The following is a 26,641-nucleotide window of genomic DNA, read 5'->3' on the forward strand; positions in this document are numbered from 1 at the left end:
CTCTTTCGGGAGCAGGCGAACGCTTTGCGTTCGCCGCCCTCGCGAATCTTCGATTCGCTCAGTGACGAGAGAGCTTAGCTCTCTCGAACCACGCGCTTCCCTCGCTACGCTCGGTCCAGTGCTTGCGTCGCACGCCTTCGTCTACAGCCTCGCCCCTTTCAGTCCTCCCCGCTACCGGTTGACCAGCCGACAGTGGGTGGGGCTGAAAGGGGCGGCAGGCTACGGGAAGCACGACGAAGCAAGCACCGCAGGCCGAAGGCCGAGGAGCACAGCGAGTCGCGCGACCGTAGCCTGCCGGGGCTTTTCGAGGTCGAGAAAACTATCTCCGTGAGAACAAGCCCACCCGAAAAACCAGAATCAGTACACGTCGTCGGGGTCGAAGGCCTTCTCGCCGTGGACCTCGCCGTCGAGGGTGCGGTGGAAGCAGGAGTGGTAGCCGGTGTGGCAGGCACCGCCCGATTGGCGGACGCGGTACAGCAGCGCGTCGCCGTCGCAGTCGACGCGCACGTCCTCGATCTCCTGGGTGTGGCCGCTGGTGGCGCCCTTCTCCCAGAGTTCGTCGCGGGACCGGGAGTAGTAGTGCGCGCGCCCCGTCTCGGCGGTCTGCTCGACGGCCTCGCGGTTCGCGTACGCGAGCATCACGACCTCCTCGGTCTCGACGTCCTGCGCGACGACGGGGACGAGGCCGTCGTCGCCGAAGTCGAGGTCGACTGCGATGTCCATACCGGGGCGAGGGCGGCCGGCCGGTTAGCGGTTACGTCCCCGCCACGAGGCCGAGGGCGTCCATCGTCCAGAAGAGCACGTCGCCGGCGGTGAGCGCGAGCAGCAGACCGACGAACAGCGGGACGATGAACGGCACGCCGGGAGTGACCCAGACGTCTTCGCTGTCGACGACGACGTCGAGGCCCTCGCGGAGGTCCGCGGGCGTGGTGCCGTACGCGGAGCCCTCGATGTCGTCGAGGAACGCCGCGGCGCCCCACGGGTCGCCGCTGCCGTCCGTGACCACCGCGCCGTCGGTCGGGTCCGCGGGGTCGTCCGGGAGCGTGGCGGGGTCGCGGAGCCCGGGGTTCTCGCGGAGGTCGTCGAGCGTGAGGCCGCGCCACCGGAGGTACATCCGGAGCGCGTCCAGGTCGAGGCCGTCGCGGGTGAACCCGGACTCGGTCTCGAGGAGGCTGCCGTGGGTGTCCGTGAGTTCGAGGACGGGGACGCGGCGACCGACGAACATCACGACCGAGAACTCTCCGCCGAGGGCGTTCCGGACGCCGAGCGCGAGCGGGTACGCCAGCCCGAGCAGGACGGTGTTCGTGAGAATCGTCAGCGAGAACACGCCGAGGTACGTCTCCACCGCGGGCAGCGAGTACCCGAGCAGCTCGTACGTCGGGTACGTCGGGTAGACCACCGCGAGCGTCATGAACGCGCGGGCGTCCGCACCGCCGAACCCGCCGACGTACCAGAACGCGTACGCCAGCGGCACGACGAACAGCAGGCTGAACGCGACGCGAATCGCGAACGGCCGGAACGCGTTCGGCGTGCCGAGCGCCAGCAGCCCCTCCCAGAGGACGAGTACGCCGCCGAGCAGGACGAGCGGCCCCCAGAGGTCGTTCGGGACGCGGCGCGTCCGCACGTCCCGGAGCGCCGCCCACCCGAGCGCCGGCACGACCAGCAACCGCAGGAGGTCGGGTATCGAGGCGTCCACTACCCGGTGTCGGGCACGCCGCCGGCTTAGGTGTTGTCCTTGGCGTCAGCACGGCGGCAGGGCTACGCCAGCGGCGAGAGAGATACCGCCGTCCTCGGTGGACGGCTGCTCGCAAAAAATCGGGGTCGCCAGCGGCCGCGTCCGGTTTAGATGACGCGGTTCTCCCTGTTGTTGTGAAGCGAGGGTTTAACACAAAACGCCGCGTGTGGTGGAGTATCGCTCAAAATGGCTAACCGAACAGAAACAATTGGGGTCCGCGTAACAGAGGCGGAGAAGCAGAAATTTGAGCAGTATGCCGAAGAGCACAACGAGTTTGATAGTGCCTCGCGGATGCTTCGCGTCCTCGCGCACCGGCACATCAATGGCGAGGGAGACGGCGTGGAGGCTAGTATAGAGACGGATGAGTTGGTAGACGCGATGGACGTTGCACTCAGCGGTGTTCACGAGCGGCTCGACCGGATGGAAAATCACGTGGTCGCGATTGACTCCGCGACAGATACCGATGACGACGTAGACAAGCTGGCAAGAGAGATTTACGCAGCGCTTCCCGTTTACAATGACACTGACGACCTTCCCGGGATGGAAGAGGTAGCCCGCGCACTCACGAGTGAACAGCAAAGCGACCACAGCCAGACCCAACTCATTTCCTCGCCGTCCGTGTGGGCGAACTACTTCGGGGCGGACGAAGCACAAGTGCGGAAGGCGTGTATGCGGATGCTAGACTACTTCCCCGACGTAGAGTACGTCACATCGTCAATGGGTGGCTACGACATTGAGGTAGCCGGCGAACCTGTGGACATCCGCGTCAGCGAGCGCCGGTACTTCAAGACGGAGGACGACTGATGGCGCGACGGTATCGTGCCCTAGAGGACTGCCGCACCGAGATACGCGACTACGCCGACGACCTAGACGCCGGCACGGATGACGACTCCGACCATAAGCGCGACACGTCATCTACTGGGAGATACGAACAGGACATCAGGTGGTTTGACGAGTGGTTAGATAACCCCGTCTCGAAGCCGAATCTCGGCAAGCATACCCCTGGGGATGAGGCTGGAGAGGAAGAGCAGACGCGACCCGCCATCGAGTCTCCGCTTGACCTCACGATTGCTGATGCGAATCGGCTCGGACGCGCAATTTCCCACGAGTTCAACGGAACTACACCCAGATACCGCTGGGACCGGATTCACGCGATGTATGAGTACTTCGTCACGATGACGCTCATCGACTCGAATCCAATGGAGAAGTGGGACGGCAAGAAGGAGGAGAAGTGGGGGATGACGAAGGGTACGGCCCAGTCCGACAAGCTCGGTGAGGACGAATCCTACGCTGTTTCCCAGGACGACGTACGCCTGATGGAGGAAAACGTCGGCCGGCATCGGGTTCGTGACCAGTGCATCATCCGGATGATGTGGCAAACAGGAATTCGTCGAGGCGAGCAATCGGGGCTGCTCACCACGGACATTGACCGAGACGGTCGCGTCATCCACATCCGGGCGGAGAACGCTAAAAATGGGGAGGAGCGGTACGTAGGCTACCAGAAGTCGCTCGATGGACTCCTCGATTTATGGCTTGATGGTGGACACCGAGACGAGATGCTAGGTATCGTTGACGACGAGGCTGCTCCACACGATTACGTGTTCGTTGGCGAGCGTGGTGCGCAGCTATCAGGGTCGCGAATTAACGACATTGTCATCGAAGCTGCCGACCGCGCGGGCATTAACCGGAAGATGTACGGAGACGCCAACGCCCCGATTGACCCCGAGACTAAGAAGCCGAAGCCGAATCGGTGGAAGATTACGGCACACAACGTGCGTCACGGCTACGGTTCGTATATGATAAACGAGGCACCAGGGGCAGATGGTCAAGCACGGCTTTGGGAGGTCTCCCAACAAATGGGCCACTCCTCTGTTCAAATCACAGAGGACATCTACGTTGAGAACGACCCGAAGGCAGGCCTAGATTACGCCCTCGAAGCCGGTCCTGAATAGGGTCAACACAGGGGGCGATTGCTCCAGTTGTGATACCCCCTGCGGCGGCCATCTATGTCGAGATTTTGAAGATGTCGAGTCAGACAGAATACATTTACTTGGTGATATAGCGCCTTCGTTAGCGTGAATGATAGGGTGGATTCTCAGCGGTGTGACCGAGGCAGCAGTCATCGCAGGATGGGCGGTCGCGGGGGCAATCGGTGTTGCGTTTTTGGGGTATATGACGCCCAAAATCGTGCTTTACGGTGGCATTGCCGCTACGCTAGTATACGTGATGTCGCCATTCGTTCCGGGTGCTGACCAAGCGCTTGTAAACACCCATTTTCTGCCGGCCATCGAACGGATTCTCGTCGGCTATCCCTGGATGATGATGCAAGCGTTCGTCGATTCTACAACGTACGCGCATTTGTGGCAGAACATTGTCGGAGGCCTCACTGTTGCCGTACTGAGCATCGTCTATTTGCCCGGATACCTGTACGGCCTGTATTACGGGTCGGTCACGTATCCTGAATTGATTCTGTTCGCAGCCATCATCTGAGCGGCGGATAACCAAATTTGAGCGACTGAAGGTAGGGTAAATCCAGTAACGAGAAGCTGCAATGCTGACTTGACCACCAGATATGACCACGCCGGTAGTTAGTTCTCCCTATGGGTGCGGGAAAACGGTCATAGCACATGCTCGCGGGCTGTAATCCTGTTACTGCCTTGCCTTGGTGAATCGCTTCATCGCCGTCCATACTGATTTGAGTCGTCCAACATCCCATTCTCGTCCATGAATTGGAGAACTTCCTTGCCGTGGTCGCTCACAGCGTACAACCGCCCACGTTTCGTGTCCTCATCTACAACTAACTCAACGAGGTCTCGCTCGCGAAGTGCGTTCAGCGCCTCCGAAATACGCGAGTATTCTTGGCCGGTATCCTCACGAATTTGTGAGGGGATAGCCGCTCCTTCTGCGAGTCGTTGAAGCACCATTGTCCGGTTCGGCGAGCGCACGACGAACGATGCGCTCTCCTCGACTTGGCCCATTCTACCACCGGCTTACCAACGGCACTGCATGTCGTTACCTACATTCTACCTCAAACTACTTACACCCCCGTTTCGTAGCGTGGGAGCAGAGAGATTAAGCCAATGAGTACGAACAACCGTGCAATGGGTTACGACCTCTATCAGGGGAACTCCTTTCAGGTCCTAGAGGAGGAGTTTGAGGAGAACTCAATTCACGCAGTGGTTACCGACCCTCCGTATGGCGTCGTTGAATTCCAAACTGCGAACGTGGAAAAGATGCGAGAGGGGTCGGGCGGTGTCTGGAGAATCCCGCCAGAACTCGACGGCAATAAACGGAAGCCTCTGCCTCGTTTCACCACCCTCTCCGAAAGCGACAAAGAGGACCTCCGAAACTTCTTCCGCCAGTTCGGGGAGTCGGTTGAACGCGTGCTTCGTCCTGGAGGGCACGTGTTCGTTGCGTGCACTCAGTTGCTGATGCACGAGGTTTCCCAACAACTGGATGAAGCCGGTCTTGAGCGACGGGATGTTCTTGTTCGCGAAACGAAGACGCTCCGGGGAGGCGACCGGCCTAAGGGCGCACACGAACGATACGACATGGTATCATCGATGCCGCGCGTGTACTGGGAGCCGTGGCTGCTGTATCGGAAACCACTGGAAGGGCGTTTACAGGACAACCTAGATAATTGGCAGACAGGGGGCCTCCGCCGAGAGTCGGACGAACGGCCGTTCACCGACTTGCTCGGGAACGGGAAGACTCCGAAGGAGGAGACTCAAATCGTCAAGAACTCCCACCCCGGCGGCGAAGAGGAGGCAGAAGCTCATCCGAACCTGAAGCCTCAGAAGTTGATGCGTGAACTCTGCCACGCCGCACTCCCACTTCGCGAAGGGACCATCCTCGACCCCTTCATGGGCTCCGGTTCGACCATCGCGGCTGCCCACGCCCTCGGCTACGATGCGGTAGGCATCGAACTCGACGAGACATTCTTTGAGATGGCGCAGAATGCCATCCCAAAACTTGCAGAAGTCCCGACAGAAATCGAGAAGCGAGACGATGTGGAGGAACATCGCACACAGTCGCGGTCTCTCAGCGACTTCGGAAAATAATAGCCTGGTTAGGTATCTGGAATTCCCCTTTCGAAGGAGAGGAAGGGCAGGTGGCGATATGTTTATTGGCCCGTCCTAATGAGTCCAAACAACGAGTTGAGACACTGGAATGGGCATCCGACAATGGACAGCTGACGCCATTGAGGAGGGTGGGAGTGGAAGGTGGTTTCTTGGACTATTAACGAAGGGGGTCGCAGAACTCAGTGCTGCGCTCGTTCTGAGTTGGCTTCTTGTGCAGGTAGTGATGTGGCTATTTCCGATTAGTGCTGTTCGCGATTTGCTTGGTCCAAATACTCATAACGGGCTTTGGTTGTTCTTCTTCATAGGTATCGCAAAAATCTTCACCGTATGCACTTTCACGGCACCAGTCAATGGCTCAGAATAAATGACCGTGCGTCCCTTGCCGCGTTTTGAGGGATAGATGTATTTGTTCGATAGATAGGCGCGACGAGATAGAGAACTGCCATTGCGAGGATTGCTCCCGTTGAAGCGATGTTCCAACCAAAGCGGTCTCCAACCCAGATGTCAATAGACGGGTAAAAAATGGCCGTGCCAACCCCGATTAGGCCCACACTCGTCCAACTTACGAGAAGGGAGGCGATGGTCCCAGTGACGAGAACCAGGACACTGAGCGCCGAAACAAGAACGAGCAAGTAGCTCATAAAGTAGAGGAGCATCTCACGACGGGTAGCGCTCTCAATGCTCTCCATCAAGGAAACGAGGAGTTCAGTATCATCTTCGTCTAAATCGAGGTTGAGGAAAGGGAGGAAAACACCGACAATGGCGAGCCAGCCAAAGCTGACTGCAAGGTCACCGAGCCGGGGAAGGACGATAAGAGCGGGGGAGCTCGCAACAGCGACAAGGGAACCGATGACAAGGCTACTGGCGATAAAGCGCCCCAGTAGCGTTTTTGCCCACTCGGCAACACTACCCAGTGGTTCCTGGTTCACCGTGCTCATTGGATAGTTGGTGGTTCCGTCTCCGAATAGTTAATTCGTTGGGTGGCCGACTTTCCGCCTACAAATTGATTAGCAGACCATAGCTACTGTAAAGCAACCTGAGGCCCCATCAGATTGCCATCTCAGGCTCTTCCGAGACGTACTCAGGGTTAGACTCCGCGAACACCGGGTCAAAAGAGGCCTGTATCCGTCGATACCGCTCAACATGTTCGTTCTGGCAGATGGATTCCGGGTTCTGGTACAAGGGGTTTGAACGGAGAGCATCCTTCAAGTCGTCCGCCGCCCGCCACGTAGTGTTCGACCCTTGTCCTCGGTCCTCAAACTCCCAGTTGTACTTCCCGCCATCAGCCACCAGAATTTGCGTGAACTCAAACGGTTCCTCATCCTCCGGTATCTCGCCCTGTGCGTTCACGCGATACTGAAGGAACAGGATATTCGTGGGGGACTCGTTATGGCTAGTGAAGAAGCTCCGGTAGTGCGCTGCCTTCTGTTCAATGCCGTCTACGATGGATTTGTCCCGGTTCTCCGCAGCTGCCCGGAATCCACTGTGGATGATGTCAGGGCGACGGTCGTCATGCGGATTGTGTTCGAGTGTTTCCATCTGCTCGATAAGTGCGTTGTTGAATTGGTGGCCGACGTAATCCCCCACGGCGTTCATCGCACGGAACTCGTCATAGAACCGCGTGCCGAACTCCTCAATATGGAACTCATTTACCTGATGGTAGCGGTCGTAGACCGCCTTAATCGCTTGCCGAATGTGGTCTATCTCCAGCCCCAGCGGAAGCCACGCATTCTCGTTTAGGTACCGCTCGCGGAACTGCGGCTTCTCCATCAATCATCACCCAACGTCTTCTGCTCGGTCACAAGCTCCGGGTTCTTCTCGGCGTACGTCGGGTCAAAGCTTGCGTGCCGCTGTTTGTATTCGACAAGTTCCTCACCCCGGCCAGTGATGGCATCCGGGTCCTCGTAGATGGGGTTGCTTCGGAGTTTGTACATCCCCGACGCGATGATAGACGAGGTTATCGTCCGCCGGGAGTCTTCGCTCCGGCCTGAGTGCGACCAGTCGTCCTCGTTGAGGCTGGCGGCGAGAACCTGCACAAGACGAATTGGCTCCATATCATCTAGGTCAGCTTCGGGGTCACCGCGCGTGTACCGGAACACGACAAACCACGCTTCCTCATTGTTGTGGGCCTGCCACCCACCGCTTGACTTGCTACACTTCGTTTCAATGCCCTCATCGCCGTGGTGGATTTCGAAATCCTGCGCGGCGTACTCCTCATTGTCAACTGGCAGGATGTCTGGGAAGCCATCCTGCTTCTGGTTCGCGATGAGTGCATCGCTGGCCTGCGCGAGTTCCTCAGTTGCGACGTTCCCAATGAAGTCTGAGAGTGCGTTGTTCGCGCGCAGAACGGTCTCAATGCGCCCGTGGTCCTCTCGCATCAGGAACCGATTCAGGTCGTCATAGAAATCGTAGAATTCCTTGATTGCTGTTCGGACCTCCTCGGGCTGTACTCCGTAGGGGAGGTTCGCGTTCGGATTGAACCAATCCTCGTTAAATCCAGGTGTCTGCACAGGTCAGTACGAAAGACCATTGATGTAAGTGCAGTAATACAGGATAGATTCATTTTAACTCGGAATAATACGATTTACTTACACCCGGCGACTGTTCTTGACAGTCATGACTAGGGATTTGGCAGAACACTCATATGTTAATTCCTCTATATGGCATATATGACGAATCTAGAGCCTTGGCGGATTTTCGACGACGAGCAGGAGGTGACATCCAAGTCTTGGTATCTGCCTAAAGACACCATCAAATCCCTGCGGTCCTACGTCATCGGACGATACGGTACTACACAGCACATCGGGACAGTCTGCACTCGGGCGATGACCAGTTGGATGGCGGACGACCCCGACGACCCGGCGCACCGAACGTGGGAGCGCTTGAAGACCGACTACGACTGGGAGGACGCCGACGAAAACGTATCCGCGTGGAACTACCGCCAGTACGTCGACTACACGACCCTGTCGAAGAATGAAAAGCGCGCTCTGGGGTTCAGTGCGCCAAAAACAGTGATAGAGGAATTCACAGACGACCTGAACAAGAACGAGTATGGAGTGACACTAGCGAATGCTGTCGAGGCTGAAATTCGCAAGCACACACAAATCCGCCGGATGCACGACATCATCGACGCGGGCGATGTCGACCGTAGCTACGACGAAACCGATGCCCGCGTGGATAAAGTCGAGGTGACTGAAGATGGCGACCTCGCAGACTGGTCCACCATCACGATGACCGATTCAGACATAGAAATCTCGCAAACGGAAATCATCCAGTTCGTGAGCGAGACCGAGGAGGTGGACTGGGAGACTCGACGCGGGCTCCTCGCTGCACTTGTCCGAACGCACGGGGAAATCACGAGAGAAAGCCTATACCGCAATGACGAGGCCCTGTTTGGCATCGAGAAGACCCGGCGAAAGAGGAAGGACAAGGATGCCATCATTGAACACGCTGAAACGGCTGCTGGGCCATTAGCCATCGCTCCCGCTAAAATCGTAGCGGACGAAATGGGCGAACACAACCTGCCTCAAGCTTCCGGGCTGACGAATCGGAACCAGCCGCTGAATTTCGAGGATGATGAGCTAGATGACCTCAAATTGTTACTGTACCACCAAGGGAAGCACAGTCAGGCAGAGATGTGGGCGAGGATGGTAGCGAAGGTCACTAGCATTGGCCACGACCTCGCGTCAGTGGACTGGACGCACAGCGATTCGGTGACGGCCATCTATCGTGGAAAGCACCTGTTGGACGCCATCAACCGATACCTGCCCCTCGTGACAATCACAGCGGATACAGTCGAGGACGCGGACGTGGAGTCCGAACATCACGTGTCTAAACTAAACCGTATCCGTACAGTACTGGAAACCACTCGAGACGACATCAGTAGCCCTGGCGGCCAAGACATAGAGGATGCATATGAACGGGCCGTGGAGCAAGGAAAGACGCCGCAATCAATCGAATTTCGACGCGGTGAGGAGACTCCTTCGACGCTCGAGTTCTGATTCTCTAAAGGGGGTGGGGTGGGTTGCTTGCAGCCCGGCTATGGTACAGGCAGGGAGTTCTGGTGTGAATCTAAGACGATGAAATCGGGAAGAGGAGCCAAAATTAGCGATTGGGGTGGAATTAGAGGGGGTGTTGTGGGGGCGGTGTGGTTATTAGTAGTAGTAGTAGTAGTAACAATAGTTGTATAGTTGTTGTTGTGTTATGTAGTGTAGTGAGGAGGCTGTAGCCGGTGTCTAAGAGCAGCCAACACAGCTACAACAACACAATACCGCCGAAATTAGCCACTTCAGTACTCCTTAGCATCCGAGTAGAGGATGTCGAGAACAATTCTCGGCCGGGAAGCAACCCATCCCACCCTTGATGGTCACTCCTCGCCGTCGCCATCCTTGTCGGCGGCGTTCTGCCGAGCCTGTACTTCATCGAGATAGTAACGGTCGTCGATGCGAATAAGCCATCCTCGGTCACACAGAGCGTTCGCGACTGGGACAGGGACATCGTCGGCGTGAACAAATCCTTGTTCTTTGATGGCGGTCAATACGTCGTTCCAGCGGTCATTGGATACCATATCAGGTAGACTAGGGTTGATTCAAGCGTCCGAATCAAGGAGCATTTCAACCAGCTTCTGCTGGCGGTGCACGATGTTAGCATTCGCTTCTTCAAGCTCCGTGACACGCGCGTACAAGTCGTTGAGCGCGGTTCGCATCGCCCAAATGGGGTCGTGATTCTCAAGTTCGACGCTGGTCTCTATGCCGATTTCCTTGCCTGCTTCAGTCAGGGAGAGAACCTTGGGATTGGGGCGTTTGTCACCGACCCGGTGTGCACGGCCGACGACCTCAACGTACTCCGGAGAGAGCGTTCGGAGGGCGTTGTTGATAGTCTTATTCGAAAATCCAGTGGCACGTGAAAGGTGGTCGATGCGGACGCCTGCCTTCTCGTCATCTTGGGCAGCGCTCAGTCGCTCGATGCCCGCGAGGATTCGCCGGTGTTTGTCGTACATATTTGTCAATAGTCATATTCTTAGTGCAAAGGTGCGGTGGTGGTAAGATGTGGACGATACGTGTACCAACGTCTCCACTCAGAGACGGCTGTACATACCTAAATAGACACTGACGACCCCTTCCAGACGCCCTTCCCGTGAAAAGACGATGACTATGGAGGAAACCCACCAGTAGGTGATGATACAGGTTCTTTACTGAAATTTGAGAATAAAACTGCCGCTCAGTACAGCGAAGCTACGTATCGTTCTGGTAGTAGACGAGGAACCGATTCTCGCAGTCCGTACAGATTGCCCATACTGTCCCGTCACCGGCTTCGTCACCATCGACAATCGTTGTTCCCTTCGGGACGGTTGCGAATGTATTATCGTTGCATGACGGACACGCGACCCGCTTTGCTGTTGGTTCGTCGTCCCGCCTCTCGCTTTTGTCCTTCATTTGGACGGGGTTACGGCGGGCAACCCCTGGTCGCCCTCGAACAATTCCTGCGGACAGTCCGCCAGCTTCACCGCCCGCTGTGCCGCGTCGTACTCGACGAGGTCTGCCTCCGCCAGCATCGGGAGGTGGACGTGATGCAGCGCCACCTGCACGCGCTTGATTCCCTCGGCAGAGTCAGCCTGTGACGAGTCAGCCTCCCAGTCAACGATGTCCTCCGCCAGGTCGGCCAGTGCCAGCGGCGTCTCCGTCTCGTTCAATCGGTGCAGTACGTACCGGCGCCGTGACCGAGCGAGGCACCTGGCGACCGTCGTACTGACTTCCGTGTTCTCCAGAGTGTTGGACATATCATAGTGGAGGAGCCATATTCGGAAACACCACGAGGTTGTCTTCACCACTCGTTGATAAGGGCGCTACTCGTCGTCTGGATGGCTGACGGTCAGGGCGCTCGTGATGAGGCCCTTGTGTCCGTGATGTAACCGCTTCGAGAGGGCTTGCTGGGAGATGTCTAGTTCTCCCGCCAGGTCGGCCATCGTCGTCTCTTGAGGAACATCGTAGTAGCCGTGTTCGAGCGCCGTGACCAGCGTCTCGCGTTGCTTGGGCGTCAGGCCGTACTGGGCGCTCGCCATCGGTTGCTCCTGTTGGTATATCCGGTTGAGGTCGAACGAGATGTCGTTTTCAGCGCAGTACTCTTGGAACTGCGAGGCCTTTTCGTGGTCGTCGAAGCGCATCTGGAGTTCCCACTGCTCGTCCCGCCCGGTCGCTTCGAGGATGGTCGCGCCGATGTCGGTGTAGGCGTAGACGATTGACTCGACGTTCTGCGTCCACTCGGCGCGGTAGAGAATGCCATCTTCGACCTCGTCGACGAGCGTGGTGTTGGTGACCGATTCGTCGGCTTCGAACGCGGCCTCGAAGTCCGATTGGTCGCCGCCGCTGACCCAGAAGTACGGCATGATGCGGTCGCCCATCGTGGCGACGACGCGTTCGATTTCGACGACCATCTCCGGGGCGGCGGTCAGCGAATGATGCAACCCGAAGTCGTCGGCGGGAACCGTGAATTCAGCGATAACACTCATGTGGTTCGTTGTGTCTCCGCTGAGATAAGCCCGGGGCTGAATGAGAAGAAATTAGTCGTCGCCGGGCGGTTAGGTAGGCTCGCGCACCCACTTACCGATTCAGGAGTCAATTTTCATGTGTCCTTCTGAATAAAGAGATAGTGCTATCAACTCTAGCCTCGATAGGTACGGGCCATTAGTTCTACAAACGAGTTGAGATAAGGGACGATATTCGCCCATTTGCGGAAGCTGAACGTATTGAGCATCCGGTTTTGCGCCTACAACAGCGGTGAAAAATGGCGCCGTGTTAAACGTGTGTTAAACGTTGTTGGTTAGATGACGCGGTTCTGGAGGTAGTCGAGGTGCTTGGCGTTGTAGACGATCTTGACCTCGTCGGCCGCCGGGGAGCCGATGCAGGTCAGGCGGACGTTCTTCTCTTCGACTTCCTCGTCGGAGAGAATCTGCTGCATGTCCATGTCGATGTCGCCTTTCTTCACGATGGACGCGCAGTTCGCACACGCACCGGCGCGGCACGAGAACGGCCAGTCGTAGCCCTGCGCCTCGGCGGCTTCGAGGATGTACTCGCCTTCGGCTACCTCGAGGGTGCCGTAGTCCTCGTCGTCGAGACCGGCGTCGGCCGCCTTCTCGAAGAGGTCGTCGTCGTCCATGTCCCAGCCCTGGTCGTCCAGCGTCTCGTAATTGAGGTATTCAACCGTCGGCATCGTCCGAGTGATTCGCGGTCCGCAGTCATAGTAGTTATTGTTCGGTTCGCGCGCTGGGAACGGACGTGGCGAGCGTCTCGGACGCGATTTTCGCTGATTCGCCAGCGACGGGATGCTTTTAGGGGTCCCGGCCTGACACAACGGCATGGCGTTCGAGTCCTTCGAGGTCGTTCCGGCGGTCGACATGCAGGACGGCGAGGTCGTCCAGCTCGTGCAGGGCGAGCGCGGCACCGAGAAGCGCTACGGCGACCCCGTGGCGGCCGCCGAGCGCTGGGCGTCGGCTGGCGCGGACACACTCCACCTGATCGACCTCGACGGCGCGTTCGAGGGCGAGCGCGGGAACGCGGACGCCGTCGAGCGCATCCTCGACGCGACGAGCGTGGACGTGCAGGTCGGCGGCGGCATCCGCAGCGTCGCCGACGCCACCGGGCTCCTGGAGCGCGGCGTCGACCGCGTCATCCTCGGGACGGCGGCCGTCGAGAACCCGGAAATCGTCGGCGAGATCAGCGCGGAGTACCCGGGCAGCGTGATGGTGAGCCTCGACGCGAAGGGCGGCGAGGTCGTCGTCGAGGGCTGGACGGAGGGCACGGGCCTCGACCCCGCGGAGGCCGCCCAGCGCTACGAGGACCTCGGCGCGGGCTCGATTCTGTTCACGAACGTCGACGTCGAAGGCCAGCAGGAGGGCGTCGAGACAGCGCCCGTCCGCCGGCTCGCCGACAGCGCCGACATCCCGGTCGTCGCGAGCGGCGGCGTCGCCGACATCGACGACGTGCTCGCCCTCCGCGACGCGGGCGCCGCGGCCGTCGTCGTCGGTACCGCCCTCTACGAGGGGTCGTTTACGCTCGAAGAAGCGAAGGAAGCGCTGTAGTAGCTCTTCTGCGACCACCGCGCTACAGCCGACCCGGTACCCGGTAGCGGGTGGGACTGAAAGGGGCCGACCGCTGGCGGTCACTCGCGACGCAAGCACTGCAGCGAACGAAGTGAGCGAAGCGCGCAGCGAGCGAGCGGCCGCCAGCGGGAGGGGGCTTTCGAGGAAACGTCGTCACAAGCGAGAGCACGAGCGAGTTACAGTCTGACTAGCAGGCGGAACGGCCTTGTAGGCGGGCGACCACACCCCGAGTATGACCGACCGGACGGCCGCCGTGAGCCGGGAGACGGCGGAGACGGACATCGACGTGACGCTGGACGTGGACGGGGACGGCGACAGCACAGTGGACACGGGCGTGGGGTTCTTCGACCACATGCTGGCGTCGTTCGCGAAGCACGGGCTGTTCGATTTGACGGTGCGCTGTGACGGCGACCTGCACATCGACGACCACCACACGGTCGAGGACGTCGCGATCGCGCTCGGCGAGGCGTTCGACGAGGCGCTCGGCGAGAAGCGCGGCATCGAGCGGTTCGCGGACCGCCGCGTGCCCCTCGACGAGGCCGTAGCGAGCGTGGTGGTGGACGTCTCGGGACGGCCCGTCTACGAGTTCGAGGGAGAATTCAGTCAGGGCTCAGTGGGCGAGTTCACGAGCGTGATGGCGGCGCACTTCTTCCGGTCGCTGGCGACGAACGCGGGGCTGACGCTGCACTGCGAGGTCGAGGGGGAGAACGCCCACCACGAGGTAGAGGCGCTGTTCAAGGGCGTCGCGCGGGCGCTCGACGACGCGACGCGAATCGACGAGCGGCGCTCCGGGACGCCGTCGACGAAGGGCGAACTGTAGTCAGGCCGGATTCTGCGCCGTCGCTGGAAGGTTGTCGAGGCCCCGGCATTTAGGCCCGCCCGGCACGAACGCCGCGTGTGAACCACTGGGTGGCATCGCTGGAGGAGCGCGTCGACCCGATGGTCGCGGTCGCAGTCGCCATCGCCGCGGTCAGCACGAGCGCGATTCTCGTGCGGTGGAGCGCGGCGCCGAGCGTCGTGAAGGCGTTCTACCGCGTGCTCTTCATGACGGCCGCCGTCGCGCCGTTCGCGCTCCGTGACGCCGCCGACCTGCGCGCCGTCTCCCGGCGCGACCTCGGGTTCGCCGTGGTGTCGGGGCTGGCGCTGGCCGTCCACTTCGCGAGCTTCTTCGAGAGCCTGGAGTGGACGACGGTCGCGGCGTCGGTGACGCTCATCACCACCCAGCCGGTGTTCGTCGGCGTCGGCGCGGCGTTCCTCCTGAGCGAGCGGCTCACGCCCCGCATCGTCGCGGGGATGGCGCTCGCGCTCGCCGGCGCGTTCGCGATGTCGGTCGGCCCGCTCGTCGTCGACCCGCTGCTCGGCGGCGGCGACGTCGCCAGCGCGCTCGCCGCCGCGTTCGCGGACAGCACCACCCAGCTCTACGGGAACGCGCTCGCGCTCACGGGCGCCGTCGTCGGCGCCGTCTACACGCTCGCGGGGCGCTCGCTCCGCCAGCGGCTCTCCCTGTTCGCGTACACGTTCGTCGTCTACGCCGTCTGTACGGCCGCGCTCGGCGTCTTCGCCGTCGGCAGCGGCGCCGCGCTGCTCGGCTACCCGGGCGCGGAGTGGGCGCTCTTTCTGGCGATGGCGCTGCTGCCGGGAATGTTCGGCCACACCGTCATCAACTGGGCGCTGAAGTACGTCGAGTCCAGCGTCGTGAGCGTCGCGCTGCTCGGCGAGCCCGTCGGCAGCTCCATCCTCGCGCTCGCGCTGCTCGGCGAAGTCCCGGAGGTCGTGACGGTGCTCGGCGGCGTCGTCGTACTCACCGGGATTTTCGTCACGCAGCGCGGGAGAGCGACGTGAGAATTACGCCGTTCGAAGGCCGTCGGTGGTCTCCTCGACGTCGCCGTTCCCGACGGCGGCGTCGACGGCGTCCTCGAACTCGCGGCCGCCGAGGTCGTAGGCGTTCGTCGCGAGCGCGCGCAGGTCCTCGCGAGGCATCGCGCCGTCGCGGTTCTGGAGCAGGCGGATCACCTGCGCGTAGCCGTCCGGCCGGCGCTCTGGCTCGGCGCTGGCGTCGTTCCCGTTCGCTACGTCCGCTTCCTCCGGCTCGCCAGCGTCGATGACCACGCCGTCCGCGTCGTCGGCGGGCGCTGCGGGCTCCTCGGGAGAATCAGCGTCCGGCGTCGGCTCGGGGTCGCTGGCCGCCGCTCCGTCGCGCTCCGGGCTGTCGTCGCTCGCCCCGACGGTCGTCTCGCCGGCGGCGTCGAGCAGCGGGTCGACGACCGACTGGAGGGTGGTCCGGCAGTCCGCGCAGAGCGCGAGGCGTCGGGACTCGCCCGCGACCGCGGCCGGCACGACCTCGTAGACGCCGTCGGCGGCGTCGCCGCAGAAGTCACACGCGTCGAGTTGGCGCATGTGTCTCCGGTGGTGGGCGGCGGACAAAAGTCTCCGGTCCCGGTCCGGACCCACACCGTTTTGGCACCGCGCGGCCTGCGTCGTCGTATGTTCGCGGAAATCATGGGGAAGTTCGCGGGTAGCCCCGGCCAGCAGGACGTCATCCGGCTGCTGCTCGAACGCGGGTTCTCCGTGAACGACGACGGCCGCGTGGTCTCCGGCGACATCGAGATCCCGTACACGCAGGTCGCCGACGCCGCGGGCGTCGACCGCCGCGTCGTCGACTCGACGACGCAGGCCATCCTCGCGGACGACGAGCTCCGGCGCATCTTCCAGAACATCAGCCAGATTCCGAGCCTGATGGACCTCGCGCCCGTCCTCGACCTGACTGTCGTCACCGTCGAGGTCCAGGACGCCGACGAGCCCGGTATCGTCGCGGCCGTCACGGGAATGCTCGCCGACCACGGCATCAGCATCCGCCAGACCATCAGCGAGGACCCCGAGTTCACGGACGAGCCGCGGCTCTACCTCGTCATCGACGGCGACCTCCCCGGGGAACTGTTGACCGAACTGATGAACAAGCCGTTCGTGCGGTCGGTCGAGCTCTCCTAGCGGTCGCCGACGACGCTCGCGACGACGAACAGGTAGCCGACGGTGGTGAGCGCGTAGTTCACCGTCAGGAGGACGATGGCGTTCTCGAAGTCCTGCGCGAACGCGGAGACGGTGGTGGCGATCGCGGCGGCGACGATGATGGAGAAGCCGACCGAGAGCAACAGCATCTCGCGGCGCTCCGTCTGGAGGTAGGCGTTCGCCGCGAACGCCACCATCGCCAGCCCGGAGAGCGAGAGCGCGATGCTGAAGAAGACGTATATCAGTTCCAGCGTCGTCAGCGCGGCCATCTAGGTAGGCGTTGCGCGACCGAACGCATAATCCTTTGGGAGTGGCCGGCCGCGTCGTGGTTCGAGCGTCCGACGAACGGCAGCCACAGCGACGGGCGGGCAACCGCAAACGGGAACTCGCTCGCTCACCGAGTGGCGTTCGTGACCGAGGCGTACCTGACCGTCGCGGGCCGCGGCGAAGCCGACTTCGAGGTGCAGGGCTCGGAGTTCGTCGGGTACGTCGCGCCCGCCGCGACCGTCGCGGACGCGGAGGCGTTCGTGGAGTCCGTCGAACGCGAGCACGACGACGCGACGCACAACGTGCCCGCGTACCGGGTGCGCGTGGAATCGGGCGGGCCCGGGGAGGGGTACATGCTCCGCGAGTACCAGTCCGACGACGGCGAGCCCACGGGGTCGGCGGGCAAGCCCGCGCTGAACGTCCTCCAGCAGCGCGACGTCGAGAACGCGGTGGTCGTGGTGACGCGGTACTACGGCGGCACGAACCTCGGCGTCGGCGGACTCGCGCGGGCGTACTCGCGAGCAGCGAAGGACGCCATCGACGCCGCGGGCGTCGTCGAACAGCGGCCCCGGGAGCGCTTCTCGATTACGGTGGAGTACGACGACTCCGGTACCGTGCGGGGGATTCTGGAGAGCGCGGACTGCGAGTTCGACGCCGACTACGGCGAAGACGTCTCGTTCGACGTGACCGTCGCCGTCGAGGACGCCGGCGACCTGCGCGAGCGCGTGCAGAGCGCGACCAGCGGCCGGGCGGACGTCGAGTGAGGGTCTGCGAGGCAAACGCCTATGCGCGCGCCGGGAGACGGTGCGTGCGTGAATCGCGTCGAGGCCAGCGACTACGTCGAGTTCTCGCGGCTCTCGCACCCGGCGGTGTCGCCGGGCGGGGACCGCATCGAGCGCATCGCCCGGTGGTTCGACGGCTACTCCGACCACCACGACGCCGAGCGCGCGCTCGACAGGCCGCGGAACGACGGGCTCGGCGCTGGCGACGGGAGCGACGAAACGGACAACGAGCGCGAGTAGTCGAGAGGACTCCGGACGGCTACGGAGCCGTCCACGGGTCGGCTTCGGGAGCGACCAGGGAGCGAGGAGACCGCACGACTGCGGGCCGGTCGGGAGGTGAAACGGAGGGGTCGCGGGCGGGTGTCAGTCGACGATGATGTCGGTGTCGCTGTCGGCGTCGTCGATGACGGTCTCCCCGGGGGAGTCGTCCTCGGGCCGCATCTCCTCGTCGTAGCGGTCGATCCAGTTCGCGAAACACTCCGGGCAGAGCCGCTGGCTGTCGATCTGCGAGCGGTCGACCGTCACGCGGACGGTCCGCGAGAGCGGGTCCGCGACCGCGTCCCCGCACCAGTCACACGGCTCCGTGTCCTCGCTCATGGCCACGACCAGAACGGGCGGCGTCTTATACGTTCGGCACGCGAGCGGCGCGGCCAGCGTGGCCGCGTCAGGTCGTGCGGAACGCGCGGTCGCCGGCGTCCCCCAGACCGGGGACGATGAAGCCGTCGTCGTCGAGGTGGTCGTCGATGGCGACCGTCAGCAGGTCGGCATCCGGGAACTGCTCGCCGACGCGGAGCAGGCCGTCGGGCGCGCTCACCGCGGACAGCACGAACAGGTCCTCGATGTCGTCGGGCGCCTCGTCGGTGACGTGGTCCAGTACCGTACACATCGTCGACCCCGTCGCGAGCATCGGGTCCGCGACGATGACGGTGTCCTCGGGCGTGATCTCCGGGAGCTTCACGTAGTCGATGGTGATCGGGAACTCGCCGTCGTCGTTCATCCCGGCGTCCTCGTCGCGGCCGGCGCTGATGACGCCCTGTTTCGCGCGCGGGAACGCCTTCAGCAGGCCCTCGACGAACGGCGTCGCCGCGCGCAGCACGTTGATGATGACGACGTCGTCGAGGCCCTTCACGCGCTCGCCGGTGGTCTCCGTGAGCGGCGTCTCGATGGCGACGAACTCCGTCTCCATCGCGCCGTCGATGATCTCGTACCCGCAGATGCGGCCGAGCTTCACGAGGCCCTTGCGGAACTCCACTTGCTCGGTCTCGACGTCCCGGAGCCGCGAGAGGGTGTCTTTCGCCAGCGCGTGCGTGAGCACGTTCGCGTCGCCGCGGTCCTCGATTGGCATACGTAACGCCCGGCCCCGAATGAGCTTAAAACCCGCTATCGCGCGCCGTGCGGCGAGTGCAGACGACGCGACAAGATGTTTATTGGCGCGTGACGTAGGGCGGGCAACGATGGAGGAGAGCGTCGCCGGGTTCAAGGAACGCGGCACGTGGGGCGACATAGTCGAGCACGGCGAGCGAGTGACACAGGCGCTGCGCGAGGCCGACGCCCACGACGAGTATCCGGACGCCTTCGAAGAGTGGAACGAGTGGCGGCCGAAGTCCCACGAGCGCATCGAGGAGGAGGTCAGCGAGAAGACCGCCGAGCAGGCCAGCGTCGGCGAGGGCGAAGGCGAGAAGGAGGGCCAGTCGCCCGACGAAGACCTCCAGACCGCGGGCGAACGCCTCACCGAGTCCTACGAGGAACTCGAAGACGGCGAGGCCGACACGGCCGTCGAGAAGTGGCAGGACACCCTCGGGCACGTCAAGCGCGCGGCGGATACGGCCGGCCGGCAGGCCATCCGGAAGGTCGAGAACGTCGTCTACCAGCGCGTGATGACCCAGGTCGCGCCGTACTACTTCGACAACGAGCTCGTGAGCGCGAACATCCAGCGCGTGCGCAGCCAGGAGGAGTTCGTCTTCGAGGTGAACGTCAACGACGACGACGTCAAGGACGGCATCCGCGAGCACCTCGAATCGTTCGAGGACATCGACCGCTGGCACGTCGACACCGAACGCGAGACCGAGACCGCGGAAGCCGTCGAGGGCGTCGAACCGCCGGAGCAGAACGGCGACGACGCGGACACCAGGTCGACGAGGAACTGAGACGCCGAGGTCGGTAGCCTCTTGTTCGGTCCGCACGGAACACTCGCGTAATGGCAGGAGCAGGAGCCGGACTCGCGGTGCTCGTCGTCGCGGCGGTAGCGAGCCTCTTCATGGCGTGGGCCATCGGCGCCGGCTCCTCGGGGTCGACGCCGTTCGCGCCCGCGGTCGGCGCGAACGCCATCACCGTGATGCGCGCGGGGTTCGTCGTCGGCATCCTCGGGTTCGCGGGCGCCGTCTTCCAGGGCGCGAACGTCTCCGAGGCGGTCGGCAGCGAGCTGCTCGTCGGCGCGACGCTGTCGCCGCTGGCCGCCACGACCGCACTCATCATCGCCGCGACGCTGGTCGCCGTCGGCGTGTTCACGGGCTACCCGATAGCGACCGCGTTCACCGTCACCGGAGCCGTCGTCGGCGCGGGGCTGGCGATGGGCGCGGGGCCGGCGTGGGCGAAGTACCAGCAGGTCGCGACGCTGTGGGTGCTCGTGCCGTTCGTCGGCGGCGGCATCGCGTACGCGACCGCGCGCGGCCTCCGCGGCCTCGACCGCGACCTGCTCACGGTGCCCGTACTCGGCGCCGTCGTCGGCGTCATCCTCGCGAACGTCCAGTTCGTCTTCCTCGGGCCGCCCGGACAGAGCCAGTCGCTGGCGCGCGCGGCCGCCGTCGCCGCCGGCCAGTACGAGGCCGGCGTCCACGTCGCGGTCACGCTGCTGGCCGGCTTGGTCGTCGCGGGCGCGCTCTACCAGGACCTCAAGGGCGACCCGGAGCGCGGCCAGCGGCACTTCCTGCTCGCGCTCGGCGGCCTCGTCGCGTTCTCCGCGGGCGGCAGCCAGGTCGGCCTCGCGGTCGGCCCGCTGCTCCCGCTGGTCGGCGGGGACGTCCCCCTGACGTACGTGCTCGTCGGCGGCGGCATCGGGCTACTCGTCGGGTCGTGGACCGGCGCCCCGCGGATGATCAAGGCCATCAGTCAGGACTACTCCTCGCTCGGGCCGCGGCGTTCCATCGCCGCGCTCATCCCGAGTTTCGCCATCGCGCAGACCGCCGTCTTCTTCGGCATCCCCGTCTCGTTCAACGAGATCATCGTCAGCGCCATCGTCGGCTCCGGGTACGCCGCGTCGACGGGCGGCGGCGTCAGCAAGCGCAAGATGCTGTTCACGGTGCTGGCGTGGGTGGCGTCGCTCGCGCTCGCGCTCGGCGTCGGCTACGGCGGCTTCCTCGCGGTCGACGCGGTGCTGTAGCGAGCGCGGGGACGTACATCGCTCGTGTGCAAGCAGTTCGACTTACCGACAGGAGCGCGTCTCTCGGGTGTATGCGAACAGTCATCCACCTGATTTCCGGCGACGAGACCGAACAGGAGACGGCGCTGGCCATCGCGGAGAACCTCCTCGCCGACGAGAGCGGCAGCATCGACGGCGTGGCGGTCGTCGCGCAGTCCGAGGGCATCGAGGCGCTCACCGCGGGCGGCGACCACGAGGAGCAAGTCCGGTCCCTGCTGGACGACGACGTCTCGTTCAGCGGCTGCAGCAACACGCTCGACGCGATGGGGCTCGACGAAGCCGACCTCGTCGACGGCGTCGAGACCGTCCCGGAGGGCGCCGTCGAGGTGACGCGGCTGCAGGACGAGGGGTACGCGTACCTCCGGCCGTAGAAGTTAGCAGTAGTCGCCAGTACGGTTTCTTTATTCAACGTGAGAGCTGAAACATCCGGTCGGTACAGGCACCCCGCTAATCGCTCAGCACACCGGCGGGTTCTGCGCTAGTACCGGTGAGAAGGTAAATCGGGATGAGATACGTGAGGGGCCGCGTCGCCCCCGTCACGCCTGCGAAACGCGACGGATGGCGGTGGAATCGTCGGGAACGGGTCGTGCTACTCGATGCTTCGAAGGTGGGTAGCGATACTGTCGTAGTCTCCGGCGACGCCCTGTTCAGTGAATCGGTAGGTCTCTTCTGCGGTCTCGATGTTCAGGACTTCCACGGTGCCGTGTTCTGTACGGGAGAACACGATAGTTCCCACGCCGGCGAGGACACCGGAGAGAACACCACCACCGCTCACCGCGTTGAACCCGGGTTCGAGTCCAGTTGAGGAACCGAAATGGAGCGGTGCACGACCGGCCATCGGGCTGACCCCGGACCACCCGGTGAAGTAGACGTAGACCCCGAGAGCGGTCATAAATATCGAGGTGAGCGCCAGGACGTAGGTTATCACGGCGAACCCGGTGAGTGTGTTCCGGGACACGTTCGTGATGTCCTCGTGCGGGATGGTTAGTCGTTCAGAGCCGTCGTAGATGACTGCATCGGCCGTAACGGATAGTTTGCCACCGTCTTCATCGATAATGTGTTCACCGAGTTGTGCAGTAGTTTCGAGTTCCATGAATCTACCCGAGAGTGAACCCACTTGTGTTTACGAGTATTACGCGCGTGAGGAGGTTAACAGTAGTTGAAAGTACGGTTTCTCTATTCAGCGCGAGAGCCGAAACAGCCGGTCAGTAGAGGGGAATATCTTATCGGCGCTGGAGTTCACGGTAGTGTATGGGACTGAAGTCCGCCATTGGGAACCTCGCCGGATGGGGGCTGCTCGCGGGAGCGGTATTTGCGACAGGCGTCGTCGTCGTCGCCGTCGTAGAGAGCCTCTTGTGGGGACTCACCAGTGGACGGTTTCTCAGAATCTGGTTCTCGGCCGGGTTCGCCCTCACCGCTGGGTTCGTCGGGTACGTGGTCCGAAAACGTGTCGCTGGAAACGTGCTTCCACTGGATTACGATATCTCAGTCGCGTTCCGTGGTGGGCAAGGAGGGCTGTGACGTACTCGTACGTTCGCGCACCTACTTACCGATTCAGTCGCTTGAGCTTCAGTAATCCATCTGAATACAGAACTCGCGCTAGTAACTACTGGTAGAGAGCTACGCTTCGGGCTGGTCGTCCGCGAGGGACTCGTGGTCGGCGTCCTCGGCGGCTTCCTCCTCGGGCAGCCGACGGACGCGGGCCTTCATGATTCGCGTGTTCTCGACGCGCTCGGCCGTGAGCTCGACGTTCTCGAAGCGGAACGTCTCGTCCTCCTCGACCAGCCGGCCGGCGCGGTTGAAGATGAACCCCGCGATGGTCTCGAACTCCTCGCCCTCCGGCAGGTCGATGCCGAGAGCGTCGTTGACTTCCTCGATGTTCACCTCGCCCCGCACCCGGACGGTGTCGTCGTCCACGAAGTTGATGGGGAGCTCCTCTTCGCCCTCCAGGATTTCGCCGACGATCTCCTCCGTGATGTCCTCGGCTGTGAGCAGGCCCTCCGTGGTGCCGAACTCGTCGATGACGACGACGAGCTGGACGCGCTCGTCCTGCATCTCGCGGAGCAGGTCGTCGACGTTCTTCGACTCGGGGACGTGCAGCGTCGGCTCGATGAGGTCCCGGAGGTCGAGGTCCTCGCTCTCCCCGTAGAGGTACTCGCGGACGAGGTCTTCGAGGCTGACGACGCCGATGACGTTGTCGAGTTCGCCCTCGTAGACCGGGATGCGCTCGTGGCCGCCCTGCGTACACGTCTGGATGGCCTCCTCGATGGTGGCCTCCGTGGAGACGGCGTTCATGTCCAGCCGCGGCGTCATCACCTCCTTCGCGATGGTGTTGTTGAACCGGAAGATGCGCTGGAGCATCTCCCGTTCGTCCTCCTCGATGACGCCCTCGCGCTCCCCGGTCTTGATCATGTCCTGGATCTCGGAGCGCGTGACGTAGCTCGTCTCGATGGCGGCGCGACCGCCGGTCACCTGGTTCACCCACCGCGTCAGGTGGTCGAAGAGGACGACCAGCGGGTACAGCAGCCGCTCGGACCACTTCAGGGGGCTGGCGATGGTGAGCGCCCACGACTCCGTGTTCTCGACGGCGTAGGACTTCGGCGCGCTCTCCCCGAACAGCAGGACGAGCGCGGTGACGCCGAACGTCGCCGCGACCACCGCCTGCCCGTCGGAGAGGTAGTAGCCGAGCAGGCCGGTGGCGATGGAGGACATCGCGATGTTCACGAGGTTGTTCCCGACGAGAATCGTGATGAGCAGCCGGTGGGGGTCGGACTTGAGCTCCTCGACGAGCGCGCCGCCCGGGCGCCCCTCCTCTTTCAGCGCCTCGACGCGGTGCTGAGCGAGCGAGAACATCGCCAGCTCCGAGGAGGAGAAGAACGCCGACAGCCCCATCAGGACGACCATCGCGACGACGCCGACGCCGACGATGACGTCCTGCGTGAGCTCGACACCGAACAGCAGTACCGCCGGTGAGAGCGAGAGAGTGCCCATTCCAGTGTGCGAGGTTTTCGGCCCGCGGGTTAATAGTTTATTCACTGTACGCGCGGAGACCGCCGCGGGCGAAGCGTTTACCCGGGTTTCGGGCGAACAGACGCACATGAGCGCGCGAAACGCACCGCCGCGACCCGAGCACAGCGACGCCCACGTCACGCTCTACCGGCTGCAGGCGTGCCCGTTCTGCGAGCGCGTCGTCCGCAAGCTGGACGAACTCGACGTCGACTACCACTCGCGGTTCATCGAGCCGATGCACGCCGAGCGCAACGCCGTCAAGCGCGTCGTCGGCGCGCGCACGGTGCCCGCCATCGTCGACGACGAGACCGGCGTGGCGATGGCCGAGAGCGCGAACATCGTGGAGTACCTCGAAGCCACCTACGGGGGTGGGAACTGATGGACCTCGACTTCGAGGTTGTCGACCTCCCCGACGCTGACCACGTCGAAGCGGGCGAGGAAGCGCCGGCGTTCACGCGCCCGCTCGTGAACGCCGAGTACTGGGAGGACGTCGCGCTGTCGGACCTCCTCGACGACGGGCCCGTCCTGCTGGTGTTCACGCCGATGGACGGCGCGTTCCCGTCGACGTACATCTGGAACGAACTCCGCGACCGCGGCGTCGAGGAGTACGGCGTCCAGGTCGCGGGCGTCTCCGTCTCGTCGCCGTACGAGCACAAGACCACTATCGAGGAGCGCGGCATCGAGGAGTTCGCGGGGCTGTTCAGCGACCCGCAGAACGGCGTCGCCGAGCAGTACGGCGTCAGCCACGACCTCGACGGGATGGCGGGCGTCAGCGAGGCCCGGCCCGCGGTGTTCCTCGTCGCCGCGGACGGTACCGTCGAGTACGCGTGGGCGGCCGACGAGTGGCCGAGCTTCCCCGAGTACGACGACGTCGAAGCCGCGCTCGCCGAACTGTAACGCTTTTTCGCGCGGCGGCCGACCGTCCGCGCATGGTTACCGACGCCGACCTCGACGAGGCCGCCGCGGCGCTCCGCGACGGCGGGCTCGTCGTCTTCCCGACGGAGACCGTGTACGGGCTCGCCGCGGACGCCCTCGACCCCGACGCGGTCGAGGCGGTCTTCGAGGCGAAGGGGAGGGACCGCGACAAGCCGCTGTCGTTCGCGTTCCCCGACCACGAGGCCGCACTCGACCACGTCGACGTGGGTGAGACCGAGCGCGCGTTCATGGCCGAGTTCCTGCCCGGTCCCGTCACCGTCGTCGTCGAGAAGCGCGACAGCGTCCCGGACGTGCTCACGGGCGGCCGCGACCGCGTCGGCGTCCGCGTCCCCGACCACGACGTCGCGCTCGCGCTCCTCGACCGGGTGGCGCCGCTCACGGCGACGAGCGCGAACCTCTCCGGCGAACCGAGCGTCACGAACCCCGCCGACCTCGACCCCGAGTTCCGGGAGCGCGTCGACGCCGTCCTGGACGACGGCGAGACCGCGGGCGGGACGGGGAGCACGGTCGTCGACGTCGCGCGCGACGAGATTCTCCGCGAAGGCGCGGCCGGCGACGCCGTCCGCGAGTGGCTCGCCGAGCACGCCTGAGTTCTCAGTCGTCGCCGAGCGACAGCAGCGAGCCGAGCGTGCGCGTCTTCGTCCCGCAGCGGTCGCTGTACTCACAGGCGCCGCACTTCGCGTCGTCGTGGAGCCGCGGCGGCGGGCCGTCCAGCGATTGGGCCGCTCGAAGCGCGCGCCGGTAGGCGGCCTTCCGGCGGGTCGTCAGCGGCACTTTGCGGACGACGCCGTGGCGGGCGTACTCGACGTACGCGCGCTCGACGGGCTGATTCTCCCGCCACGCGAGCGCCTTCGCGGCGGCGACCGCGCGCACGGACTGGGGCGCCCACACCCCGGCTTCGGGTGGGCTCCCCGGCGTCACCACGGACGCCGCCAGCGGCCCCGTGTGGACTTTCCCCACGCGCCCGTGTGCGTCCTTCCCGCGGACGAACGCGGCGGTCTCCGAGGGGTCCGCGACCCCGGGGTGGCGGTCGAGGCTGACGCGCAGGTTCGACCGGAACTCGGGGGGTTCGACCGCGAGGTCGTACGTCGCCAGCGCGGCGTCCGAGGCGACCGCGAGCGCGTCGTACTGGCCCGCGAGCTCGCGCGCGGTCTCGTGCTCTGGCGGCGGCTCGCGGTCCTCCCGGCGGGTGTAGTAGAGCTGGCGCGGACAGTACGCGGCGCGAGCGAGGTCGCTGAACGAGACAGAACCAGTGCGGTCGTCGGGCACGTCACGGGGTGGCCGCGTTCCCGTACTTGAACGTTCGCG

36 protein-coding genes are annotated in these 26,641 nt (G+C 63.4%); 18 read left to right on the forward strand and 18 right to left on the reverse strand.

From position 1 onward, the window contains the following. Positions 1 to 357: 357 nt before the first annotated feature. Positions 358 to 723 (reverse strand): phosphoribosyl-AMP cyclohydrolase, encoded by a 366-nt coding sequence (hisI, locus tag G9C83_RS00180; protein ID WP_167244116.1) that lies wholly within the window; start codon positions 721 to 723, stop codon positions 358 to 360. Positions 724 to 754: 31 nt separating this feature from the next. Then, on the reverse strand, positions 755 to 1,696 hold the full coding sequence (locus G9C83_RS00185) for an A24 family peptidase C-terminal domain-containing protein (protein WP_167244117.1): 942 nt from the start codon (positions 1,694 to 1,696) through the stop codon (positions 755 to 757). 225 nt (positions 1,697 to 1,921) lie between these two features. On the opposite strand from G9C83_RS00185, the gene G9C83_RS00190 reads away from it, so the two are divergent. The 3 genes from G9C83_RS00190 (at position 1,922) to G9C83_RS00200 (ending at position 4,225) form a co-directional block, all read left to right on the forward strand. Next, a complete protein-coding gene (locus G9C83_RS00190) occupies positions 1,922 to 2,539 on the forward strand; it encodes a hypothetical protein (protein ID WP_167244118.1) in 618 nt (205 codons plus the stop codon). Then, positions 2,539 to 3,687 (forward strand): tyrosine-type recombinase/integrase, encoded by a 1,149-nt coding sequence (locus tag G9C83_RS00195; RefSeq protein WP_208288389.1) that lies wholly within the window; start codon positions 2,539 to 2,541, stop codon positions 3,685 to 3,687. The genes G9C83_RS00190 and G9C83_RS00195 overlap by 1 nt, the downstream gene beginning before the upstream one ends. A 151-nt stretch (positions 3,688 to 3,838) precedes the next feature. After that, a complete protein-coding gene (locus G9C83_RS00200) occupies positions 3,839 to 4,225 on the forward strand; it encodes a hypothetical protein (RefSeq protein ID WP_167244119.1) in 387 nt (128 codons plus the stop codon). Between the two features lie 185 nt (positions 4,226 to 4,410). Here the strand turns inward: G9C83_RS00200 and G9C83_RS00205 are convergent, their stop codons facing one another. After that, on the reverse strand, positions 4,411 to 4,713 hold the full coding sequence (locus G9C83_RS00205; protein WP_167244120.1) for a winged helix-turn-helix domain-containing protein: 303 nt from the start codon (positions 4,711 to 4,713) through the stop codon (positions 4,411 to 4,413). Between the two features lie 123 nt (positions 4,714 to 4,836). Between G9C83_RS00205 and G9C83_RS00210 the strand changes: the two genes are divergently transcribed. Then, entirely contained in the window at positions 4,837 to 5,796 is a 960-nt protein-coding gene (locus G9C83_RS00210) for a site-specific DNA-methyltransferase (protein ID WP_167244121.1), read from the forward strand. A 368-nt stretch (positions 5,797 to 6,164) separates the two neighbouring features. Here the strand turns inward: G9C83_RS00210 and G9C83_RS00215 are convergent, their stop codons facing one another. The 3 genes from G9C83_RS00215 to G9C83_RS00225 all read right to left on the reverse strand — a co-directional run bounded on the left by G9C83_RS00215 (position 6,165) and on the right by G9C83_RS00225 (position 8,327). Then, on the reverse strand, positions 6,165 to 6,755 hold the full coding sequence (locus G9C83_RS00215; RefSeq protein ID WP_167244122.1) for a hypothetical protein: 591 nt from the start codon (positions 6,753 to 6,755) through the stop codon (positions 6,165 to 6,167). A 109-nt stretch (positions 6,756 to 6,864) separates the two neighbouring features. Continuing rightward, positions 6,865 to 7,587 carry a hypothetical protein gene (locus tag G9C83_RS00220; RefSeq protein ID WP_167244123.1) on the reverse strand — a complete coding sequence of 241 codons (723 nt, stop codon included), beginning with the start codon at positions 7,585 to 7,587 and terminating at the stop codon, positions 6,865 to 6,867. Next, positions 7,587 to 8,327: a hypothetical protein gene (locus G9C83_RS00225; RefSeq protein WP_167244124.1), complete on the reverse strand. Its 741-nt coding sequence runs from the start codon at positions 8,325 to 8,327 to the stop codon at positions 7,587 to 7,589. The genes G9C83_RS00220 and G9C83_RS00225 overlap by 1 nt, the downstream gene beginning before the upstream one ends. 159 nt (positions 8,328 to 8,486) lie before the next feature. Between G9C83_RS00225 and G9C83_RS00230 the strand changes: the two genes are divergently transcribed. After that, complete coding sequence (locus G9C83_RS00230) at positions 8,487 to 9,818, forward strand: hypothetical protein (protein ID WP_167244125.1); 1,332 nt, start codon at positions 8,487 to 8,489, stop codon at positions 9,816 to 9,818. Between the two features lie 365 nt (positions 9,819 to 10,183). Here G9C83_RS00230 and G9C83_RS00235 read toward each other — a convergent pair whose 3' ends face one another. The 5 genes from G9C83_RS00235 to fer2 all read right to left on the reverse strand — a co-directional run bounded on the left by G9C83_RS00235 (position 10,184) and on the right by fer2 (position 13,026). Further along, a complete protein-coding gene (locus G9C83_RS00235) occupies positions 10,184 to 10,384 on the reverse strand; it encodes a hypothetical protein (RefSeq protein WP_167244126.1) in 201 nt (66 codons plus the stop codon). A 21-nt stretch (positions 10,385 to 10,405) separates the two neighbouring features. Beyond that, positions 10,406 to 10,816: a hypothetical protein gene (locus tag G9C83_RS00240; protein ID WP_167244127.1), complete on the reverse strand. Its 411-nt coding sequence runs from the start codon at positions 10,814 to 10,816 to the stop codon at positions 10,406 to 10,408. Between the two features lie 432 nt (positions 10,817 to 11,248). Beyond that, complete coding sequence (locus G9C83_RS00245) at positions 11,249 to 11,596, reverse strand: hypothetical protein (protein ID WP_167244128.1); 348 nt, start codon at positions 11,594 to 11,596, stop codon at positions 11,249 to 11,251. A gap of 66 nt (positions 11,597 to 11,662) precedes the next feature. Continuing rightward, positions 11,663 to 12,325: a bacterio-opsin activator domain-containing protein gene (locus G9C83_RS00250; protein ID WP_167244129.1), complete on the reverse strand. Its 663-nt coding sequence runs from the start codon at positions 12,323 to 12,325 to the stop codon at positions 11,663 to 11,665. Between the two features lie 311 nt (positions 12,326 to 12,636). Further along, entirely contained in the window at positions 12,637 to 13,026 is a 390-nt protein-coding gene (gene fer2, locus G9C83_RS00255) for a ferredoxin Fer2 (protein WP_167244130.1), read from the reverse strand. A 145-nt stretch (positions 13,027 to 13,171) separates the two neighbouring features. On the opposite strand from fer2, the gene hisA reads away from it, so the two are divergent. The 3 genes from hisA to G9C83_RS00270 all read left to right on the forward strand — a co-directional run bounded on the left by hisA (position 13,172) and on the right by G9C83_RS00270 (position 15,757). Further along, the gene (gene hisA, locus G9C83_RS00260; RefSeq protein WP_167244131.1) at positions 13,172 to 13,894 is read left to right on the forward strand and encodes a 1-(5-phosphoribosyl)-5-[(5-phosphoribosylamino)methylideneamino]imidazole-4-carboxamide isomerase; all 723 of its coding nucleotides are present in this window, start codon (positions 13,172 to 13,174) and stop codon (positions 13,892 to 13,894) included. Positions 13,895 to 14,147: 253 nt separating this feature from the next. Next, on the forward strand, positions 14,148 to 14,735 hold the full coding sequence (gene hisB / locus G9C83_RS00265; RefSeq protein WP_167244132.1) for an imidazoleglycerol-phosphate dehydratase HisB: 588 nt from the start codon (positions 14,148 to 14,150) through the stop codon (positions 14,733 to 14,735). Between the two features lie 119 nt (positions 14,736 to 14,854). Beyond that, the gene (locus G9C83_RS00270) at positions 14,855 to 15,757 is read left to right on the forward strand and encodes a DMT family transporter (RefSeq protein ID WP_167245655.1); all 903 of its coding nucleotides are present in this window, start codon (positions 14,855 to 14,857) and stop codon (positions 15,755 to 15,757) included. 3 nt (positions 15,758 to 15,760) lie between these two features. On the opposite strand, the gene G9C83_RS00275 is transcribed toward G9C83_RS00270, so the two are convergent. Beyond that, a complete protein-coding gene (locus G9C83_RS00275) occupies positions 15,761 to 16,312 on the reverse strand; it encodes a hypothetical protein (protein WP_167244133.1) in 552 nt (183 codons plus the stop codon). Positions 16,313 to 16,399: 87 nt separating this feature from the next. On the opposite strand from G9C83_RS00275, the gene G9C83_RS00280 reads away from it, so the two are divergent. After that, the gene (locus G9C83_RS00280) at positions 16,400 to 16,903 is read left to right on the forward strand and encodes an ACT domain-containing protein (protein WP_167244134.1); all 504 of its coding nucleotides are present in this window, start codon (positions 16,400 to 16,402) and stop codon (positions 16,901 to 16,903) included. On the opposite strand, the gene G9C83_RS00285 is transcribed toward G9C83_RS00280, so the two are convergent. Further along, positions 16,900 to 17,190 carry a hypothetical protein gene (locus G9C83_RS00285; protein WP_208288391.1) on the reverse strand — a complete coding sequence of 97 codons (291 nt, stop codon included), beginning with the start codon at positions 17,188 to 17,190 and terminating at the stop codon, positions 16,900 to 16,902. The genes G9C83_RS00280 and G9C83_RS00285 overlap by 4 nt on opposite strands. Before the next feature lie 141 nt (positions 17,191 to 17,331). Between G9C83_RS00285 and G9C83_RS00290 the strand changes: the two genes are divergently transcribed. Both G9C83_RS00290 and G9C83_RS00295 read left to right on the forward strand, forming a co-directional pair. Next, a complete protein-coding gene (locus tag G9C83_RS00290) occupies positions 17,332 to 17,952 on the forward strand; it encodes a YigZ family protein (protein WP_167244135.1) in 621 nt (206 codons plus the stop codon). A 48-nt stretch (positions 17,953 to 18,000) separates the two neighbouring features. Further along, positions 18,001 to 18,210, forward strand: a complete 210-nt coding sequence (locus G9C83_RS00295; RefSeq protein ID WP_167244078.1) for a hypothetical protein — start codon at positions 18,001 to 18,003, stop codon at positions 18,208 to 18,210. Positions 18,211 to 18,333: 123 nt separating this feature from the next. Here the strand turns inward: G9C83_RS00295 and G9C83_RS00300 are convergent, their stop codons facing one another. Then, positions 18,334 to 18,567: a hypothetical protein gene (locus G9C83_RS00300; RefSeq protein ID WP_167244136.1), complete on the reverse strand. Its 234-nt coding sequence runs from the start codon at positions 18,565 to 18,567 to the stop codon at positions 18,334 to 18,336. A 67-nt stretch (positions 18,568 to 18,634) separates the two neighbouring features. Beyond that, complete coding sequence (gene upp / locus G9C83_RS00305; protein ID WP_167244137.1) at positions 18,635 to 19,315, reverse strand: uracil phosphoribosyltransferase; 681 nt, start codon at positions 19,313 to 19,315, stop codon at positions 18,635 to 18,637. 109 nt (positions 19,316 to 19,424) lie between these two features. Here upp and G9C83_RS00310 point away from each other — a divergent pair, with 109 nt between their 5' ends. From G9C83_RS00310 to G9C83_RS00320, 3 genes are all read left to right on the forward strand, one after another. After that, the gene (locus tag G9C83_RS00310; RefSeq protein WP_167244138.1) at positions 19,425 to 20,117 is read left to right on the forward strand and encodes a DUF5828 family protein; all 693 of its coding nucleotides are present in this window, start codon (positions 19,425 to 19,427) and stop codon (positions 20,115 to 20,117) included. 50 nt (positions 20,118 to 20,167) lie between these two features. Next, positions 20,168 to 21,349 (forward strand): inorganic phosphate transporter, encoded by a 1,182-nt coding sequence (locus G9C83_RS00315; protein ID WP_167244139.1) that lies wholly within the window; start codon positions 20,168 to 20,170, stop codon positions 21,347 to 21,349. 71 nt (positions 21,350 to 21,420) lie between these two features. Further along, the gene (locus G9C83_RS00320) at positions 21,421 to 21,759 is read left to right on the forward strand and encodes a DsrE family protein (RefSeq protein ID WP_167244140.1); all 339 of its coding nucleotides are present in this window, start codon (positions 21,421 to 21,423) and stop codon (positions 21,757 to 21,759) included. Positions 21,760 to 21,977: 218 nt separating this feature from the next. Here G9C83_RS00320 and G9C83_RS00325 read toward each other — a convergent pair whose 3' ends face one another. Further along, on the reverse strand, positions 21,978 to 22,481 hold the full coding sequence (locus tag G9C83_RS00325; protein ID WP_167244141.1) for a hypothetical protein: 504 nt from the start codon (positions 22,479 to 22,481) through the stop codon (positions 21,978 to 21,980). A 158-nt stretch (positions 22,482 to 22,639) separates the two neighbouring features. Here G9C83_RS00325 and G9C83_RS00330 point away from each other — a divergent pair, with 158 nt between their 5' ends. After that, positions 22,640 to 22,909 carry a hypothetical protein gene (locus G9C83_RS00330; protein ID WP_167244142.1) on the forward strand — a complete coding sequence of 90 codons (270 nt, stop codon included), beginning with the start codon at positions 22,640 to 22,642 and terminating at the stop codon, positions 22,907 to 22,909. 99 nt (positions 22,910 to 23,008) lie between these two features. On the opposite strand, the gene G9C83_RS00335 is transcribed toward G9C83_RS00330, so the two are convergent. After that, entirely contained in the window at positions 23,009 to 24,379 is a 1,371-nt protein-coding gene (locus tag G9C83_RS00335; protein WP_167244143.1) for a hemolysin family protein, read from the reverse strand. A 106-nt stretch (positions 24,380 to 24,485) separates the two neighbouring features. Between G9C83_RS00335 and G9C83_RS00340 the strand changes: the two genes are divergently transcribed. From G9C83_RS00340 to G9C83_RS00350, 3 genes are read left to right on the forward strand one after another with little or no spacing between them, the layout of a single operon-like run. Continuing rightward, positions 24,486 to 24,776, forward strand: coding sequence for a glutathione S-transferase N-terminal domain-containing protein (locus G9C83_RS00340; RefSeq protein WP_167244144.1), 291 nt, complete (start codon positions 24,486 to 24,488; stop codon positions 24,774 to 24,776). Further along, complete coding sequence (locus G9C83_RS00345) at positions 24,776 to 25,294, forward strand: redoxin domain-containing protein (RefSeq protein WP_167244145.1); 519 nt, start codon at positions 24,776 to 24,778, stop codon at positions 25,292 to 25,294. The genes G9C83_RS00340 and G9C83_RS00345 overlap by 1 nt, the downstream gene beginning before the upstream one ends. A gap of 32 nt (positions 25,295 to 25,326) precedes the next feature. Further along, positions 25,327 to 25,923 (forward strand): L-threonylcarbamoyladenylate synthase, encoded by a 597-nt coding sequence (locus tag G9C83_RS00350; protein ID WP_167244146.1) that lies wholly within the window; start codon positions 25,327 to 25,329, stop codon positions 25,921 to 25,923. Between the two features lie 4 nt (positions 25,924 to 25,927). Here the strand turns inward: G9C83_RS00350 and G9C83_RS00355 are convergent, their stop codons facing one another. After that, a complete protein-coding gene (locus G9C83_RS00355; protein WP_167244147.1) occupies positions 25,928 to 26,602 on the reverse strand; it encodes a hypothetical protein in 675 nt (224 codons plus the stop codon). Between the last annotated feature and the right edge of the window lie 39 nt (positions 26,603 to 26,641).

The organism is Halobacterium sp. R2-5 (assembly GCF_011734195.1).
Lineage (GTDB): Archaea > Halobacteriota > Halobacteria > Halobacteriales > Halobacteriaceae > Halobacterium.